24 protein-coding genes are annotated in these 17846 nt (G+C 39.2%); 21 read left to right on the top strand and 3 right to left on the bottom strand.

Going from position 1 to position 17846, the window contains the following annotated elements:
* Positions 1–119: 119 nt before the first annotated feature.
* The 5 genes from B494_RS0117480 (at position 120) to tuf (ending at position 4986) form a co-directional block, all read left to right on the top strand.
* Positions 120–371 carry a ribosomal L7Ae/L30e/S12e/Gadd45 family protein gene (locus B494_RS0117480; protein ID WP_017473674.1) on the top strand — a complete coding sequence of 84 codons (252 nt, stop codon included), beginning with the start codon at positions 120–122 and terminating at the stop codon, positions 369–371.
* 110 nt (positions 372–481) lie between these two features.
* The gene (rpsL, locus tag B494_RS0117475; RefSeq protein ID WP_017473673.1) at positions 482–895 is read left to right on the top strand and encodes a 30S ribosomal protein S12; all 414 of its coding nucleotides are present in this window, start codon (positions 482–484) and stop codon (positions 893–895) included.
* Positions 896–932: 37 nt separating this feature from the next.
* Positions 933–1403 carry a 30S ribosomal protein S7 gene (gene rpsG / locus B494_RS0117470; protein ID WP_017473672.1) on the top strand — a complete coding sequence of 157 codons (471 nt, stop codon included), beginning with the start codon at positions 933–935 and terminating at the stop codon, positions 1401–1403.
* Between the two features lie 199 nt (positions 1404–1602).
* Entirely contained in the window at positions 1603–3681 is a 2079-nt protein-coding gene (gene fusA, locus B494_RS0117465; protein ID WP_017473671.1) for an elongation factor G, read from the top strand.
* Positions 3682–3795: 114 nt separating this feature from the next.
* Positions 3796–4986, top strand: a complete 1191-nt coding sequence (tuf, locus tag B494_RS0117460; RefSeq protein WP_017473670.1) for an elongation factor Tu — start codon at positions 3796–3798, stop codon at positions 4984–4986.
* A gap of 240 nt (positions 4987–5226) precedes the next feature.
* On the opposite strand, the gene B494_RS0117455 is transcribed toward tuf, so the two are convergent.
* The gene (locus tag B494_RS0117455) at positions 5227–6270 is read right to left on the bottom strand and encodes a sugar ABC transporter substrate-binding protein (RefSeq protein WP_017473669.1); all 1044 of its coding nucleotides are present in this window, start codon (positions 6268–6270) and stop codon (positions 5227–5229) included.
* A gap of 19 nt (positions 6271–6289) precedes the next feature.
* A complete protein-coding gene (locus B494_RS0117450; RefSeq protein WP_017473668.1) occupies positions 6290–7999 on the bottom strand; it encodes a methyl-accepting chemotaxis protein in 1710 nt (569 codons plus the stop codon).
* A gap of 429 nt (positions 8000–8428) precedes the next feature.
* Here B494_RS0117450 and B494_RS0117445 point away from each other — a divergent pair, with 429 nt between their 5' ends.
* Positions 8429–8962: a hypothetical protein gene (locus B494_RS0117445; RefSeq protein WP_017473667.1), complete on the top strand. Its 534-nt coding sequence runs from the start codon at positions 8429–8431 to the stop codon at positions 8960–8962.
* 89 nt (positions 8963–9051) lie between these two features.
* On the opposite strand, the gene B494_RS0117440 is transcribed toward B494_RS0117445, so the two are convergent.
* Positions 9052–10446, bottom strand: a complete 1395-nt coding sequence (locus B494_RS0117440; RefSeq protein WP_017473666.1) for an L-cystine transporter — start codon at positions 10444–10446, stop codon at positions 9052–9054.
* 768 nt (positions 10447–11214) lie between these two features.
* Here B494_RS0117440 and rpsJ point away from each other — a divergent pair.
* From rpsJ to rpsN, 15 genes are all read left to right on the top strand, one after another.
* Positions 11215–11523, top strand: coding sequence for a 30S ribosomal protein S10 (rpsJ, locus tag B494_RS0117435; protein ID WP_017473665.1), 309 nt, complete (start codon positions 11215–11217; stop codon positions 11521–11523).
* A gap of 25 nt (positions 11524–11548) precedes the next feature.
* Entirely contained in the window at positions 11549–12181 is a 633-nt protein-coding gene (gene rplC, locus B494_RS0117430) for a 50S ribosomal protein L3 (RefSeq protein WP_017473664.1), read from the top strand.
* A 25-nt stretch (positions 12182–12206) separates the two neighbouring features.
* A complete protein-coding gene (rplD, locus tag B494_RS0117425; protein WP_017473663.1) occupies positions 12207–12830 on the top strand; it encodes a 50S ribosomal protein L4 in 624 nt (207 codons plus the stop codon).
* On the top strand, positions 12830–13123 hold the full coding sequence (rplW, locus tag B494_RS0117420) for a 50S ribosomal protein L23 (RefSeq protein WP_017473662.1): 294 nt from the start codon (positions 12830–12832) through the stop codon (positions 13121–13123). The genes rplD and rplW overlap by 1 nt, the downstream gene beginning before the upstream one ends.
* A gap of 27 nt (positions 13124–13150) precedes the next feature.
* A complete protein-coding gene (gene rplB / locus B494_RS0117415) occupies positions 13151–13981 on the top strand; it encodes a 50S ribosomal protein L2 (RefSeq protein WP_017473661.1) in 831 nt (276 codons plus the stop codon).
* 57 nt (positions 13982–14038) lie between these two features.
* Positions 14039–14317: a 30S ribosomal protein S19 gene (rpsS, locus tag B494_RS0117410; RefSeq protein WP_017473660.1), complete on the top strand. Its 279-nt coding sequence runs from the start codon at positions 14039–14041 to the stop codon at positions 14315–14317.
* 20 nt (positions 14318–14337) lie between these two features.
* A complete protein-coding gene (gene rplV, locus B494_RS0117405) occupies positions 14338–14679 on the top strand; it encodes a 50S ribosomal protein L22 (RefSeq protein WP_017473659.1) in 342 nt (113 codons plus the stop codon).
* 3 nt (positions 14680–14682) lie between these two features.
* The gene (gene rpsC / locus B494_RS0117400; RefSeq protein WP_017473658.1) at positions 14683–15324 is read left to right on the top strand and encodes a 30S ribosomal protein S3; all 642 of its coding nucleotides are present in this window, start codon (positions 14683–14685) and stop codon (positions 15322–15324) included.
* A gap of 17 nt (positions 15325–15341) precedes the next feature.
* Entirely contained in the window at positions 15342–15776 is a 435-nt protein-coding gene (gene rplP, locus B494_RS0117395; RefSeq protein ID WP_017473657.1) for a 50S ribosomal protein L16, read from the top strand.
* Positions 15766–15966, top strand: a complete 201-nt coding sequence (gene rpmC / locus B494_RS0117390) for a 50S ribosomal protein L29 (RefSeq protein ID WP_017473656.1) — start codon at positions 15766–15768, stop codon at positions 15964–15966. The genes rplP and rpmC overlap by 11 nt, the downstream gene beginning before the upstream one ends.
* A 26-nt stretch (positions 15967–15992) precedes the next feature.
* Positions 15993–16256, top strand: coding sequence for a 30S ribosomal protein S17 (rpsQ, locus tag B494_RS0117385; RefSeq protein ID WP_017473655.1), 264 nt, complete (start codon positions 15993–15995; stop codon positions 16254–16256).
* Between the two features lie 51 nt (positions 16257–16307).
* Entirely contained in the window at positions 16308–16676 is a 369-nt protein-coding gene (gene rplN, locus B494_RS0117380; RefSeq protein ID WP_017473654.1) for a 50S ribosomal protein L14, read from the top strand.
* A gap of 70 nt (positions 16677–16746) precedes the next feature.
* Positions 16747–17058 (top strand): 50S ribosomal protein L24, encoded by a 312-nt coding sequence (rplX, locus tag B494_RS0117375; RefSeq protein ID WP_017473653.1) that lies wholly within the window; start codon positions 16747–16749, stop codon positions 17056–17058.
* Between the two features lie 26 nt (positions 17059–17084).
* On the top strand, positions 17085–17624 hold the full coding sequence (gene rplE, locus B494_RS0117370; RefSeq protein ID WP_017473652.1) for a 50S ribosomal protein L5: 540 nt from the start codon (positions 17085–17087) through the stop codon (positions 17622–17624).
* A gap of 30 nt (positions 17625–17654) precedes the next feature.
* Positions 17655–17840, top strand: a complete 186-nt coding sequence (gene rpsN / locus B494_RS0117365) for a 30S ribosomal protein S14 (RefSeq protein ID WP_017473651.1) — start codon at positions 17655–17657, stop codon at positions 17838–17840.
* The last annotated feature ends 6 nt before the right edge of the window (positions 17841–17846 follow it).

Raw genomic sequence — 17846 nt, 5'->3', positions numbered from 1 at the left:
ATAGTACCCCTTAAGTGAAAAAATAAGGATTCTATTGATTTTAAGTTGACATCAACTAGCTTAAGGTGGTACTATATTCAAGGTGCTTCTGTTACCTTAATACTTTGGAGGATATGTGAATGTCTTATGATAAAGTAATTCAAGCAAGGAATCGTTTGATTATCGGAACGAAACAAGCGATTAAAGCCATGAAGAGTGGTGAAGTGAAAGAAGTTGTTATCGCCGAGGATATTGATCCAGATATGATAATGAAAGTTTCACAACTCGCGGATAAAATGGATATTCCTTATCAAATGGTTGATTCTAAGAAAGCGTTAGGAAAAGCATGTGGAATTGAAGTTGGAACAGCAGCCGTAGCGATAAAGCAATAGAGTTTTGGTGAATTGATAGCATTTGATTCATGAAAACTTTGTTTTTTGCTTATAAATGAACCACCTGGATGTGTGGGATTACAAGAAAGTGATGAGAGGAGGAAAAAAAGATGCCAACTATTAATCAACTCGTTCGTAAAGGTCGTGTGAGCAAGGGTAAAAAATCTGACTCACCAGCTTTAAATAAAGGGTATAATAGCTTCAAGAAATCATTGACTGACCAATCATCTCCGCAAAAACGTGGTGTATGTACACGTGTTGGTACATTGACTCCAAAGAAACCGAACTCAGCATTACGTAAATATGCGCGTGTTCGTTTGACAAATGGAATTGAAGTAACAGCTTATATTCCTGGTATTGGTCACAACCTTCAAGAGCACAGTGTTGTGCTTATCCGTGGAGGACGTGTAAAAGACTTACCTGGTGTTCGTTATCACATTGTTCGTGGTGCATTAGACACTGCAGGTGTTGATGGTCGTATGCAAGGTCGTTCAAAATATGGAACAAAACGCCCTAAAAAATAAGAAGTTATGATTGATTTAGTAGAAAGGAGGTTAGACTATGCCACGTAAAGGTCCTGTAACTAAACGTGATGTCTTGCCAGATCCGTTATATAATTCAAAGCTTGTTACACGTTTGATCAATCAAATTATGGTTGATGGAAAAAGAGGTAAGGCACAAAAAATTCTTTATCGTGCGTTTGAACTTGTTCAAGAACGTAGCGGACAGCCAGCTATTGATGTATTTGAACAAGCGATGAAAAACGTTATGCCTGTCCTAGAAGTACGTGCTCGCCGTGTTGGTGGGTCGAACTATCAAGTGCCAGTTGAGGTACGCCCTGAGCGTCGTCAAGCACTAGGACTTCGTTACATCGTAAACTACTCGCGTTTACGCGGAGAGAAAACGATGGAAGAGCGCCTAGCAAATGAGATTTTAGATGCATCTAATAACACAGGTGCTGCTGTAAAAAGACGCGAAGACATGCACAAAATGGCAGAAGCAAACAAAGCTTTCGCTCACTATCGTTGGTAGGGTGCATTTAATGACATATAGGCTAGCTAATACGTGGAGATAATTAAGATGTGTAGGTGACTTTGGTTAATCGATGCTCTCTTATTTGCACAGGGTTAGTGAAGCCTTGTCAGTCATTAAATAGTAATGCGCGTTTGCTGTTTTGCGATCTGCTTAAAGATAACGTAAAATTGAAAAGAAAAAGGAAGGAGAAAGACATATGCCTAGAGAGTTCTCCTTGGAGAAAACACGTAATATTGGTATCATGGCTCACATTGATGCTGGTAAAACAACAGCTACTGAGCGTATCCTTTTCTATACAGGTAAAATCCATAAGATTGGTGAGACACATGAAGGTGCATCACAAATGGACTGGATGGAGCAGGAACAAGAACGTGGGATTACCATCACTTCAGCTGCTACAACTGCTCAATGGAAAGGACATCGTATTAACATCATTGATACACCAGGGCACGTGGATTTCACAGTAGAAGTAGAGCGTTCGCTACGTGTGCTAGATGGTGCAGTTACTGTATTAGACGCACAGTCTGGTGTTGAACCACAAACAGAAACCGTTTGGCGACAAGCGACAACATATGGTGTACCTCGAATTGTTTTTGTAAATAAAATGGACAAAACAGGCGCAGATTTCATGTACTCAGTGGGTACTTTATCCGATCGCTTAGGAGCTAATGCTCATCCTGTTCAATTCCCAATTGGTGCTGAAGATGACTTTGAAGGTATCATTGATTTAGTTTCGATGGAAGCATTTTATTATGAAGATGACCTCGGTACACGAACAGAGTCCAGAGAAATCCCTGAAGACTTAAAAGCTAAGGCTGAAGAACTGCGTACACGCCTTGTAGAAGCCGTTGCAGAATTAGATGAAGATCTAATGATGCGTTACTTAGAAGGTGAAGAAATTTCAAATGAAGAATTACGTCAAGCGGTACGTACAGCAACATTAAGTGTTGAGTTTTATCCGGTATTTTGTGGATCAGCATTTAAAAACAAAGGTGTTCAACTATTAATTGATGGTGTTGTAGATTACTTGCCATCGCCGTTGGATATTCCTCCAATTGAAGGTCATGTACCTGAAACCGAAGAGGAAGTTGTTCGTAAAGCTGATGATAAAGAACCATTCTCTGCATTAGCATTTAAAGTGGCAACAGATCCTTTCGTTGGGAAGTTAACATTCTTCCGAGTTTACTCTGGAACATTGAAGTCTGGTTCATACGTACAGAACTCCACAAAAGGTAAGCGTGAACGTGTTGGACGAATCCTGCAAATGCACGCGAACTCACGTGAAGAGATTTCTGAAGTATATGCGGGTGATATCGCTGGTGCAGTAGGATTGAAAGATACAGGAACAGGGGATACATTATGTGAGGAAAAGAATCTTGTTATTCTTGAATCAATGGAGTTCCCAGATCCAGTTATTTCAGTTGCTATTGAACCGAAATCAAAAGCTGACCAAGACAAGATGTCAATTGCACTAGGTAAATTAGCTGAAGAAGATCCAACGTTCAAAACAGAAACAAATGTTGAAACAGGTCAAACGATCATTTCGGGTATGGGTGAGCTTCACCTTGATATCATTGTTGACCGTATGAGACGTGAGTTCAAAGTAGAAGCAAACGTTGGTGCTCCTCAGGTATCTTATCGTGAGACATTCCGTGGTTCAGCTGAAGTCGAAGGTAAATTCGTTCGTCAATCAGGTGGTCGTGGGCAATATGGTCACGTTTGGGTTAAGTTTGAGCCAAACGAAGAAGGCGCTGGCTTCGAGTTTGTTAACAAAATTGTTGGTGGGGTTGTTCCACGTGAATATATCCCTTCTGTTGAAGCCGGTATTAAAGAATCATTGGAAAATGGAGTTGTCGCAGGCTACCCATTAATCGATGTTAAGGCAACACTTTATGATGGTAGCTATCATGACGTTGACTCGAATGAAACAGCATTTAGAGTAGCTGCATCAATGGCGCTTAAAAATGCGAAAAACAAGTGTAACCCAGTTCTACTTGAACCAATGATGAAAGTAGAAGTTGTTATTCCAGAAGAATATATGGGAGACATTATGGGTGATGTCACTTCACGTCGAGGACGTGTTGAAGGTATGGAAGCAAGAGGGAATGCACAGGTAGTTAAAGCGTTTGTTCCGCTTGCAGAAATGTTTGGCTATGCAACAGCATTGCGTTCTAATACACAAGGTCGTGGTACGTATACTATGTTCTTCGATCATTATGAAGAAGTACCGAAAAGTATTTCTGAAGAAATTATTAAGAAAAATGCTGGTGCATAATTGATTTTTTAGCAAAATTAAAGTATAACTTGTATTGTAAGCTTAGAATCTTTTTAAGCGAACATGCATGTCATATAAAACTAACTTTTATTTATTTAAAGGAGGAACTATATAATGGGTAAAGAAAAATTCGACCGTTCAAAAGACCACGTTAATATTGGTACGATTGGACACGTTGACCACGGTAAAACAACTTTAACTGCAGCAATTTCAACTGTACTTCACAATAAATCTGGTGTTGGTACAGCAATGGCTTACGATCAAATCGATGGTGCGCCAGAAGAGCGTGAGCGTGGGATTACGATCTCAACTGCACACGTTGAGTATGAAACGGAAGCACGTCACTATGCACACGTAGACTGCCCAGGACACGCTGACTATGTTAAAAACATGATCACTGGTGCAGCACAAATGGATGGCGCGATCTTAGTTGTATCTGCAGCTGATGGTCCAATGCCACAAACACGTGAGCATATCTTACTTTCTCGTCAAGTAGGTGTACCTGCTATCGTTGTATTCTTAAACAAATGTGACATGGTAGATGACGAAGAACTTCTTGAATTAGTAGAAATGGAAGTTCGTGACCTTCTTTCTGAGTATGACTTCCCTGGTGATGATGTACCAGTAATCAAAGGTTCTGCTCTTAAAGCACTTGAAGGCGAAGAGCAATATGTAAATGCTATTTATGAATTAATGGATGCGGTTGATGAGTATATTCCTCGTCCAGACCGTGACACTGAAAAACCATTCATGATGCCAGTAGAGGACGTATTCTCAATCACTGGTCGTGGTACTGTTGCTACAGGTCGTGTTGAGCGTGGTGTTGTTAAAGTCGGTGATGAAGTTGATATCATTGGTCTTGCAGATGAGCCAAGCAAAACAACTGTAACTGGTGTGGAAATGTTCCGTAAGCTTCTTGACTATGCAGAAGCTGGTGATAACATTGGTGCATTACTACGTGGTGTATCTCGTGAAGATATTAACCGTGGGCAAGTACTTGCTAAGCCAGGTACAATTACACCACATACTAAATTCAAAGCAGAAGTTTATGTACTATCTAAAGAAGAAGGTGGACGTCATACGCCATTCTTCGATAACTACCGTCCTCAGTTCTACTTCCGTACAACTGACGTAACTGGTATTATCAAACTTCCTGAAGGCGTAGAAATGGTTATGCCTGGTGACAACGTTGAGATGACTGTAGAATTAATCTCACCAATCGCGATTGAAGATGGAACTAAATTCTCAATCCGTGAAGGTGGACGTACAGTAGGCGCTGGCGTTGTAGCTAAAATTGAAGCGTAATTAAACACTAAATCCGATTCCTCTAGGGGAATCGGATTTTTTTGGTTGTATACTATTTGATGTTGGTTATAGAGATGCTCTATTTCACCAGATTTTGAAATAAAGATTTTTATGCCTAATCAACCAGGTCGTTCAGGTTTAAACGAAGGTATAAATAAAAATGTAACGCCTATTTTGAGCGAGTGGTGTTAATACCATCAGAGAAATAGGCGTTACATGTGTTTAGCATGATACTAACATTTATAAATCATCAGCATCGATATGACCATCAGCTATGACGGTTTCTTCAATATTATCAGATGTAATAGTGATTGGATCAAGTAAGATCGATGGTACATCGATGTTGTTATTATTCATTGTTGAATCAGTTTCGATCGTTTCTCTGTTAGCTAATCTCATGGCTGTCTCAGCCGCTGTTTCTGCTATCTGCTCTAGTGACTTATAGACGGTCATGGTTTGTGTACCATCTTGTATACGTCTAATCGCGTCTAACTCAGCATCTTGACCACTTATAGGAACGGTTGAATTTTGTGCAGTTAAGGCTTGTATCACACCTCCAGCAGTCCCGTCGTTAGCCGCGATTACCGCATCAACTTGTTGGTTATTCTCTAAAAATGAACCAAACATAGACTCAGCTTCATCTGGAGACCAACCTGGTGTAAACTCGTCATAGACAAGGTTAATATCACCCGAATCTATATACGGCTGAAGGATATTCATTGTACCTTCTTTAAAAAGGTGGGCATTATTATCGTTATCAGCTCCTCCTACATAGGCGAAATTACCTTCATCAACTTCCTCTAAGATGGCACTTGCTTGAAGTTCACCAACTTTAACGTTATCAAATGATATATAATAATCAAGGTCAGCGTTAAGTACTAGTTTGTCATAAGAAATGACTGGAACATCTGCTTGATGTGCTAAGTCAACAATTTCAGCAGATGCTTCGGAATCTGCTGGTATAATAACCAGTATATCAATACCTTCTTCAATTAATAATTCGACTTGTTCAACTTGCACGTCATGGATACCGTTAGCCGCAAGCGTCTTAACATTTCCCCCTAATGATTGGACTTTTTGTTCAAAGTAGTCCTTATCACGGTACCAGCGTTCATCTTGTAATGTGTCCATTGCAAAGCCTATATAGGGAATATCTTGTTCGCTACGTAATTTGGTTACGGAGGTATCCTCTGATTCATTATTAGTTGATTGATTCAAACAACCTGTTAAAGTGAATAATAAAAATAGACTTATAAAGGAAAGAAAGTGTTTTTTGTTAAGCATATATGAACCTCCTTTTGAATTAAAGTGTAAATTGATCAGTCAGCTTATTCATTGCCTCAATTGAGCCTCTAAGTTGATTGACGTCAGTCGCCACTCTTTGGACGGCTGTTTTTTGTTCATTAGCAGAAGCTGATATTTCTTCAGAACCTGCTGCTGATTCTTCCGAAATTGCAGCAATATTCTCAACAGAACTGTTAATTTCATCGCTTGCTTGTCCAAAGTAACTGATGGTTTTAGATATTTCATTAATACGATCGGAGATTAAATGAACTTTATCTTTAATGTCAGTAAAATATTGACTTGAGGTATCAATTTGTTGCTTACCTGTATTGACTTGATCGAAGCCTTTCTCTAAATCTTCTACCATTAAGCGCATGCTTTTTTGAATACCTGTGACAATGCCACTGATCTTTCCAGAAGAGTCGTGGACTTCTTCAGCCAACTTTCTAACTTCATCTGCAACAACGGCAAAGCCTTTCCCAGACTCACCAGCTCGAGCAGCTTCAATCGATGCATTTAGGGCAAGTAAGTTGGTTTGCTCTGCAATACCAGTTATGACATTTACAAATTCATTAATAGATACGGCATCTTTCTCAAGTTGATTGACGCGCTTAACTGATGATGCGACTGTATCAGTGATAGTGACCATTTGCTTTATAGAATGTTGCATTTGTGTATCCCCATCGTTTGAGACGGTCAATACATCATCTGAAAAAGTAACAAGTTGATTACTGTTTTGCTGCGCCTCTTTAACTCGATGATGAAAGTCTTTCGTTTTTTCCGAGATTGCACTGGCCTCGTCCGCTTGGTCAGTTGCACCAGTGGCTAATTCTTCAATGGTTACAGCGACCTGCTCGCTACCAGACTCTACATCGTTGGCAATGGTGACAAATTGATCAACTTGCGTATTGACGTTTTTAGTCAAGTTAGTAATCTGCGATAAAATATCCTTTAAATTATGTTTCATATTATTAATAGATAGAGCAAGTGCACCAATCTCATTTTCTTCATTAAGTAATAAATCTTCACCACTTAAATCCCCATTCGCAATCGCATTAGAGGTTGTAACCACCTCGCCGAGTTTGCGCTTGATCTTCCTACTCAACAACAGCATGAGAATTAATGATAACGTGACAGATATCACTAAAGAAAGAATTAGCATGGTGATGGTAGAAGTGATGTTTTGCTGAGCGGTTTGAATCGATGACTGATTTTCATTAACTGCTTCCTCAATCAGTAGACTACCGTCTTGCATGGTGTCTTCTTTAAGTTGGTTAGCATCTGCTTGCAAGGATGTAAAGGTATCGGTGTTGATTTGTTGAACATTTGGTACGATTGCACTAAAGAAATATTCATCGAGCTGATGGTTGTTTTCAATGATTTGATCGAAGATGGTCATTTGCTCTCCATCAGATAATAGCGCGCTAACTTGTTTAGCCTTTGCGACAAATTGTCTACTAATTTCAAGGTAATCAAGTAAACGTTGCTCACTTTCATCAATAATATATTCCGGAATAAATAAGTATTTCTCCTGATAGAGTGCCATGAGTTCATTGACTTCAATGACTACCGCATTCTTCTCTTCAGTGTCATCAACTGCTTGGTGTGTTTGGCTTAATAGTAAATAGGTGATAAACACCGAACTAATAAACAGCAAAATGACAATACCATAAATTGTGCCAAATTGACCCCCGATTGATCGTTTAGATAATACATTGAATCGCTTCAATATAGAGTCCTCCTTATTTTATCTTATATATTTATTATCGGTATGAAAACAATCGAATGAAGAGATCAAGATATGGAATTAAATGGGATTAGTTTTATTCTTCATATGTTAAAATATATTAGTGGTAGGTGATTATCAGGATTATACTTGTCCATATCTTAAATAGTCACATTAACAATCAAAACTAAATTGACTAAATAGAATTTTTTTACATAGATAATATTTACTTTTTCTTTTCCTGTGCTATTATAAAGTTACACATGAATCGATTGGTAATAAATGACTCATGAAAAATATGGTATCAGCAATTTTAATGCAATTAGTTAAGAAATTACTGGTCGTTGCTTTATTTTTCACCGTAATTATTTTTAATTACTCACCTATTGTATCTGCATACTGGGAGAACTATTGATTAATAGGAGCGTTATTATGCATACAAAATTATATTTGTTATTAGGAATAGTTTTATTAAGTCTTCTTGCTTGCTCAGAAACAAACGAAGTTGAATTTGACAATTTAACCTACGACCATGTCATTGAAGAGATTGAAAAGCTTCAAGGACAGGAGAACCCTCTATTCGATAAGATCACACTTGAGTTGGAGGAAGATAGTTATTATATTGAGGACGAAGATGACTTTGAGAGAAGATTGGAGTTTGCTTTTCTAATCGAAAATATAACTAATAAGGATATTAATTTTAGATATATTGGCTATTTCCCTGAAGAGCTAGAGCAGTATTATCTAAGTAGTAATATGTTTGAATCTGATGAGAGGATTTTTGAGAAAAACTTTGATTGGGAACACATTTCCTCAATACTCGTCCAGCACCCAGAAAATCTTCAAGATGATGCAAAAGCATATCTGGAATCTGAAGGTGAAAAGATTTATTTTGCGTTTGAAATTGATGATGAAATCTTTTATACAGAATTTGTGCTCAATGATGAAGTGGAGGTAGATGATTAGTATTCAATTATCTATCTATTTATTACTCCAATTCTATTCAAAAAACACGCTCTTGGTATTTAAAATGCCAAGAGCGTGTTTTCAATAAGTTAAATGTCTGTACTTTCTACAACGGCTTTTTTGTCATTGTATTTTCCTTCATCTAAATAACCGAGCACTTTAGAGGTAACCGTTCCAGACACCATGCTGCCGTTAACATTTACAGCTGTCCGTCCCATATCAATTAAGGGTTCAATTGTGATCAGTAAGCCAGCTAATGCAACTGGTAATCCCATTGATGATAGGACAATAATGGCTGCAAATGTTGCTCCACCCCCAACTCCAGCTACTCCGAACGAGCTAATTGCTGTGATTAAGACAAGCTGAATAAGAAATTCCGGTGATAACGGATTAATATCAACTGTTGGGGCGATCATGATGGCTAGCATCGCTGGATAAATACCTGCGCAAGCATTTTGTCCCATTGTCGCACCAAATGACGCTGACATATTTGCGGATCCATCATCAACACCTAGAGCACTTTTCTGTGCTGCAATATTAAGCGGGATCGTTCCTGCACTTGAGCGTGACGTGAAGGCAAATCCTAGCACAGGCAAAATCTTTTTCACAAAAGTAATCGGATTTAGTTTAAATCCACTGATGATCAGCAAGTGGATGATAAACATAACAACCAATGCTACATAGGAGGCAATAACAAATTTTCCAAGCTGTATAATACCATCAAAATCTGTCGATGCGACCATATTAGTCATGAGTGCTAGTACCCCAAATGGTGTTAAGCGTAGAATAAGTGTGACAATCCTCATGACAATTGCAAAGATGGCATTAATCAGATTAGTAAAAGCCTCTGCTTGCTCAGGCTGCTTTCTACTGACCCCCAAAGTAGCCACACCTACCAAGACAGAGAAAATAACAACTGCGATAACAGAGGTGGGACGTTGCCCCGTCATATCTAAAAAGATATTATTAGGAATAAACTCGATTATCCGTTGTGGTGTAGTTTGATCGGCCATTGATTCAAAGCGCTCTTCTAGAGAAGCGCCTCGTTCTGCCTCAGCTTGACCAGCTTCAATTTGTTCTGCACTTAAGTCAAACACAAGCGCAGATCCAATCCCAACAATTGCAGCAATAAGTGTTGTCGTAATCAATACACCAATTACCCACGCAGCAATTTTACCTAGTTGCTTCGTTTCCTTTAAATTGATGATAGCTCGGATAATAGAGAACATAACGAGTGGAATGACAATAAGCATTAGAAAGCGGATATAGCCACTACCGACAATGCTATACCAACTAAGTGTGTCATTTAAGATCTCGGAGCCTTCTCCATAGATGGCTTGCAAGATAATCCCTAATGCTACGCCAATTCCCATACCGGTAAAAACACGCTTGGCATAGGACACATGCTTTTTTTGCATATAAAGTAATATGCCTAATAATCCAATAAAGACAATAACATTTAAAACAATAAACCAATTATCCATTTTTTAATCCCCCTTATATAATAATCCTATCATTATGCCAAAGAAAACATGAATCAAAATCATATAACGAATTCCTTATCAGTTCAAGTGATGTGCTCTTTTCAGCATACTGTCAGCGCGCTTAAGATAGACCTTAATAATAACGTGTTAAGCGTGACTCATAGAGCTAAACCACAAAGGTATATCGTGGCCATTCGCCGGGAGATAGGGTGATAGAGGTTATGCGATCGATGGGGATTATGAGCAGAATAAATGGCTTAGTGTTTGCTCTAACAAGGAGCTCGTTTCTTTCATTTCAAGTGCGTATAAACACCAAAAAAGAATAGGCCACGTTTTTTTAAGCTCATTTCAGCAATGGGAGGTGGAAATTATACGTCGTTTGGTTTATAGGGATGACAAAAAGGAAATAATGGTGCTACCCTCACAGCTGTAGCACAACAACATACGATAATTCAGCACATATTAATTTAGCTAGAAGCCCAAAAGTTCAGGTCGAATGCTTTCTATATATAATAAGGAAAGATAAAGAACTTGATCGATGGCTAATTATTATGTTTAACAGCTGAAAAAAATGGCAAGAAAAAAATCAACTTTTTTTGAATAAACCTTGCATTCCCGTGATGTTTTTAATATAATATGTAATGTTGGTCATAAAGGCGATGATGTGGAAGGTTGTTGGCACGCCCGGACCCTTTGCCATGGGTGGGTAGTCTAAGAAATTTCCGCGGAGAATGTCTATTATAAAATGGGCGAAAAGGAGGGAATATAATGGCAAAAGAAAAAATTAGAATCCGTTTGAAAGCATACGATCACCGTATTTTGGATCAGTCAGCTGAAAAGATTGTGAGCACTGCAAAGCGTTCAGGAGCAGGGGTGTCGGGACCGATCCCGTTACCAACTGAAAAATCAATCTACACTGTTCTACGTGCGGTACACAAATACAAAGACTCTCGTGAGCAATTTGAAATGCGTACACACAAGCGTCTAATTGATATCGTAAGTCCTACACCACAAACTGTAGATGCGTTGATGCGTCTTGACTTACCATCTGGTGTAGATATTGAAATTAAACTATAATTGAATTTTTTAGGAGGTGTAACGGATGACGAAAGGAATCTTAGGTCGTAAAGTCGGCATGACACAGATTTTTACTGAGGAAGGTGAATTGATCCCAGTAACAGTTGTTCAAGCTGAGCCAAACGTCGTTCTTCAAAAAAGAACATTAGAAAATGACGGCTATGAAGCGATTCAAGTAGGTTTTGCTGATCAAAAAGCAGCAAATGCGAACAAGCCAGAAAAAGGACATGCTGCAAAAGCGAGCACTAACCCTAAGCGCTTCATTCGTGAATTCCGTAACGTAAATCTTGATGAGTATGAAGTAGGTCAAGAATTAAACGTAGAGGTTTTCCAAGCTGGAGATAGCATTGATGTAACAGGTACATCTAAAGGTAAAGGATTTCAAGGTGCGATTAAACGTCACAACCAACAACGTGGTCCAATGGGACATGGTTCGCACTTCCATAGAGCGCCTGGTTCAATGGGTGCAGCTGCACAACCAGCTCGCGTTATGAAAGGTAAGAAATTACCAGGTCAAATGGGTAGTGTAGTAACAACTATTCAAAACCTAGAGGTTGTGAAAGTTGATACTGAACGCAATCTATTGTTGATCAAAGGGAATGTGCCAGGATCTAAAAAATCATTCGTAAAAATCACGAGTGCATTAAAGGCTAACTAATTTAAAGTTGAAGGGAGGATATGTCATGCCTAAAGTAGCACTATATAACCAAAGCGGATCGCAAGTAGGGGATGTAGAATTAAACGATACAGTGTTTGGCATTGAGCCAAATGAGCATGTATTACATGACGCAGTCGTTATGCAACAAGCATCACGTCGTCAAGGAACACATGCTGTTAAGAATCGTTCAGCAGTGAGTGGCGGAGGTCGTAAACCATGGCGTCAAAAAGGTACAGGTCGTGCCCGTCAAGGTTCAATTCGCTCACCACAATGGGTTGGCGGCGGTGTTGTATTCGGTCCAACGCCTCGTAGCTATAGCTACAAATTGCCAAAGAAAGTTCGTCGATTAGCACTTCAATCAGCACTTTCTTCTAAAGTAAAAGAAGAAAGCCTTGTTGTATTAGAAGGTTTAGCAATTGAAACACCGAAAACAAAAGAAGTTGTAAATCTGTTAGCGGCTTTAAACGTAAATGAAAAAGCGTTAATTGTTACCGCTGATCAAGATGAAGTGATTGCAAAAAGTGCAAACAACTTACCAAATACTAAGGTATTATCTGTAAGTCAAATCAATGTACTTGATTTACTTGCACATGACAAGCTGATCATCACTAAAGATGCAGCGGAAAAAGCAGGGGAGGTGCTTGCATAATGAAAGACCCACGTGATATTATTAAGCGCCCGATTATTACGGAACACTCTGCCGACCAAATGGTTGATAAAAAATATACGTTTGAAGTAAACACAAATGCGAATAAAACTGAGATCAAAAATGCAGTAGAGCAAATATTTGATGTGAAAGTGGTTAAAATCAACACTTCAAATATTAAAGGAAAGTTCAAGCGTATGGGTCGTCATGGTGGATACCGTCCAAATCGCAAAAAAGCTATTGTTCAATTATCTGAAGACAGCAAAGAACTCGATTTCTTTGAAAGTGTAGAATAAACGTAACTAGAAAAGGAGGGAAACAAGATGGCGATTAAGAAGTATAAACCAACTTCTAATGGTAGACGTAATATGTCAGTTTCAGATTTCGCTGAAATTACAACTGACAAACCCGAGAAGTCACTTCTACAACCACTATCAAAACGTGGTGGACGTAACAACCAAGGTAAGTTAACGGTTCGTCATCAAGGTGGTGGACATAAGCGCCAATACCGTGTGATCGACTTTAAACGCGACAAAGATGGTATACCAGGCCGCGTTGCTACAATTGAGTATGATCCTAACCGTACAGCTAACATTGCATTAATTAACTATGCAGATGGTGAAAAACGTTACATCTTAGCACCAAAAGGTATCCAAGTAGGTCAAGAAATTTTCTCTGGAGCAGATGCAGACATTAAAGTAGGTAATGCACTGCCACTTATGAGTATTCCAGTAGGTACTGTGATCCACAATATCGAGTTAAAGCCAGGTCGTGGAGGACAGCTTGCGCGTTCTGCAGGTTCTCAAGCCCAAATTCTAGGCCGCGAAGATAAGTACGTACTTGTACGTCTAGCTTCAGGTGAAGTTCGTCTCGTATTAGGTACTTGCCGCGCTACTGTTGGTCAAGTGGGGAACTTAGAAAATGAATTGATTCGTGTAGGTAAAGCTGGACGCTCACGTTGGAAAGGTATTCGTCCAACTGTACGTGGTTCTGTAATGAACCCTAACGATCACCCACACGGTGGTGGTGAAGGTCGTGCACCTATCGGGCGTAAATCACCAATGTCTCCATGGGGCAAACCAACACTTGGTAAAATCACACGTAAACGCAACAAGCAATCAGATAAATTTATTGTACGTAAGCGTAAAAAATAACGGGGTTGAACGGCGGGCATTAATACCCGTCCGACAATCACGAAGGGAGGTTTATGTATGGGTCGTAGCTTAAAAAAGGGACCTTTCGTAGATGACCATTTGATGAAGAAAATTGAGAATTTAAATGAAAGTGACAAGAAACAAGTTGTGAAATCTTGGTCACGTCGTTCTACTATATTTCCTAACTTTGTAGGACACACAATCGCTGTTTATGACGGTCGTAAACATGTACCGGTTTATGTAACAGAAGATATGGTTGGACATAAATTAGGTGAATTCGCACCGACACGCACTTTCAAAGGGCATGCGGGCGATGACAAGAAAACAAAACGCTAATAGGAGAGGAGGCACTCTTGATGCAAGCTAAATCTGTTGCAAAAACTGTTAGAATTGCTCCTCGTAAAGTTCGTTTGGTCATTGATTTAATTCGAGGCAAAAATGTTGGAGAAGCAATTGCTATTTTAAAACACACACAACGTGGTGCAAGCCCAGTTGTTGAAAAAGTATTAAACTCTGCGATCGCAAATGCAGAACACAACTATGAAATGGACGTCGACAACTTGTATGTATCAGAAGCATACGTAAACGAAGGGGTAACACTTAAACGTTTTCGCCCTCGTGCACAAGGTCGTGCTAGCCAAATCAATAAAAGAACAAGCCACATCACTGTGGTTGTATCAGAAAAGAAGGAGGGATAATCTGTGGGTCAAAAAGTTAATCCGATAGGACTTCGCGTCGGCGTCATTCGTGATTGGGATTCAAAATGGTACGCTGGCAAAGATTATGCAGACTTATTACATGAAGATATTAAAATTCGTGATTACATTGAGAAACGTTTAAAAGATGCTGCTGTTTCTAAAGTAGAAATCGAACGTGCTGCAAATCGTGTTAATATTTCAATTTCAACGGCTAAGCCAGGTATGGTTATTGGTAAAGGTGGTTCTGAAGTTGAAGCACTTCGTAAATCACTAAATAAACTAACAGGCAAAAAAGTTCACATTAATATTGTTGAAGTTAAAAAGCCTGACATTGATGCTAAATTAGTTGCAGAAAACATTGCACGTCAATTAGAAGGACGTATTTCATTCCGTCGTGCGCAAAAGCAAGTGATTCAACGTGCTATGCGTGCAGGAGCAAAAGGTATTCGTACGCAAGTATCTGGCCGTCTAGGTGGCGCGGATATGGCACGTGCGGAAAGTTACAGTGAAGGAACGGTACCACTACACACACTTCGCGCTGATATCGATTATGGTACTGCAGAAGCAGATACTACTTACGGTAAATTAGGTGTTAAAGTGTGGATCTATCGTGGAGAAGTCCTTCCAACTAAAAACAATAAGTAAGGAAGGGGGCACGCATTATGTTAATGCCTAAACGTGTAAAACATCGTAAGCAACACCGTGCTAATTTGAAAGGTAAAGCGAAAGGCGGAACAGAGGTTGCATTCGGTGAATACGGATTGCAAGCTGTTGAAGCTGCTTGGATTACAAGTCGTCAAATCGAGTCTGCTCGTATTGCTATGACTCGTTATATGAAACGTGGTGGGAAAGTTTGGATTAAAATCTTCCCAGACAAACCATATACTAAGAAACCTTTAGAAGTACGTATGGGTTCTGGTAAAGGTGCTCCTGAAGGTTGGGTAGCAGTTGTTAAACCAGGAAAAATCCTATTTGAAATCGCTGGAGTACCTGAAGAGGTAGCAAGAGAAGCATTACGTCTAGCATCTCATAAACTCCCGATTAAAACTAAGTTTGTAAAACGTGAAGAAATTGGTGGTGAAATCAATGAAGGCTAATGAAATCAGAGAACTAACCACTGCCGAAATTGAACAAAAAGTTAAGTCATTGAAAGAAGAGCTTTTCAATTTGCGTTTTCAGTTAGCTACAGGGCAATTGGAGAACACTGCACGTCTTCGTGAAGTTCGTAAATCGATTGCACGTATGAAAACTGTTGTTCGCGAAAGAGAGCTTAGCGTAAATAACTAGTAAACTCGAGAGGAGGTTAGCCTCAAATGACTGAGCGTAATAATCGTAAGCTTTATACAGGTCGTGTTGTATCTGACAAAATGGATAAGACAATCACGGTATTAGTTGAAACGTATAAATTCCATTCACTTTATGGTAAACGTGTTAAGTATTCAAAGAAATTTAAAGCACATGATGAAAACAACCAAGCTAAAACAGGTGATGTTGTTTCAATCATGGAAACTCGCCCATTATCAGCAACAAAACGTTTCCGTCTTGTTGAAATAGTGGAAGAAGCGGTAATTATCTAAAACAATTTGCAAAGTTCGCTCGGATGAATTCCGAAGGGAGGTAACTACAGTATGATTCAGCAAGAGAGTCGTTTGAAAGTAGCAGATAACTCAGGAGCTCGTGAAGTCCTAACGATTAAAGTATTAGGCGGAAGTGGTCGTAAAACCGCTAATATTGGTGATGTTATTGTATGTACGGTGAAACAAGCAACACCTGGAGGCGTTGTCAAAAAAGGTGAGGTTGTAAAGGCTGTTATCGTACGCACCAAAACAGGTGCTCGTCGAAAAGATGGTTCTTACATTCGCTTTGATGAAAACGCAGCGGTTATTATCCGTGATGACAAGAGCCCTAGAGGAACACGTATCTTTGGTCCAGTAGCACGTGAACTACGTGATGCTAAATTTATGAAGATTGTTTCATTAGCACCAGAGGTACTTTAAGTTTTAAGCAACCGAAACACTTAAAACAAAACAGTTTAAATGAAAAGCCTTGTAAGGAGGTGCGTCTAGCATGCATGTAAAAAAAGGTGATAAAGTACAAGTTTTGTCTGGTAAAGATAAAGGGAAGCAAGGAGTGATTCTTGCCGCATATCCAAAGAAAGACCGTGTACTTGTTGAAGGTATCAATATGGTGAAGAAACATCAAAAACCTTCGCAAGATAATCCACAAGGCGGTATTCTTGAACAAGAAGCGCCAATCCATGTTTCTAATGTTTTACCGATTGATCCAAAATCCGGCGAGCCAACAAGAGTTGGACATGAAGAACGTGACGGAAAGAAAGTTCGTATCGCTAAAAAATCAGGTGAAGCGTTAGATAAGTAATTAGCGACGAAAGGAGGGCTACTCAGATGAACGAACTAAAGAATAAATATCAAAATGACATTGCGTCATCACTCGTAGAAAAATTTAATTATGATTCAGTAATGCAAGTACCGAAAGTAGAAAAAATCGTTATTAATATGGGTATTGGAGATGCTGTTCAAAATTCTAAAGCGCTAGATAGCGCAGTAGAAGAATTGAAATTAATCTCTGGTCAACAACCACTAATAACAAAAGCTAAGAAATCAATTGCAGGATTCCGTTTGCGTGAGGGTATGCCGATCGGTGCAAAAGTAACCCTTCGCGGTGAACGTATGTATGAGTTTCTTCAAAAGCTAATTGATGTGTCACTTCCACGTGTTCGTGACTTCCGTGGTATCTCGAATAAAGCTTTTGACGGTCGTGGAAACTATACATTAGGTGTAAAAGAACAATTGATTTTCCCAGAAGTAGATTATGATCAAGTAAGTAAAGTTCGCGGGATGGATATTGTCATTGTTACAACGGCTAACACTGATGAAGAAGCACGTGAATTATTAACTCAACTTGGCATGCCTTTCCAAAAATAAGCTTAACCGCTAGTACAAGGAGGGAAAATAGTGGCTAAAAAATCAATGGTTGCAAAGCAAAAACGGACGCCTAAGTATAAAGTGCAAGAATATACTCGTTGCGAACGTTGTGGACGTCCACACTCTGTAATACGTAAATTTAAACTTTGCCGTATTTGTTTCCGTGAACTTGCCTACAAAGGTCAAATTCCTGGTGTCAAAAAAGCAAGCTGGTAAACCCCG

Origin of the sequence: Amphibacillus jilinensis Y1 (genome assembly GCF_000306965.1) — a bacterium.
Lineage (GTDB): Bacteria > Bacillota > Bacilli > Bacillales > Amphibacillaceae > Amphibacillus_C > Amphibacillus_C jilinensis.
This window is presented reverse-complemented; position numbering and strand designations above follow the sequence as displayed.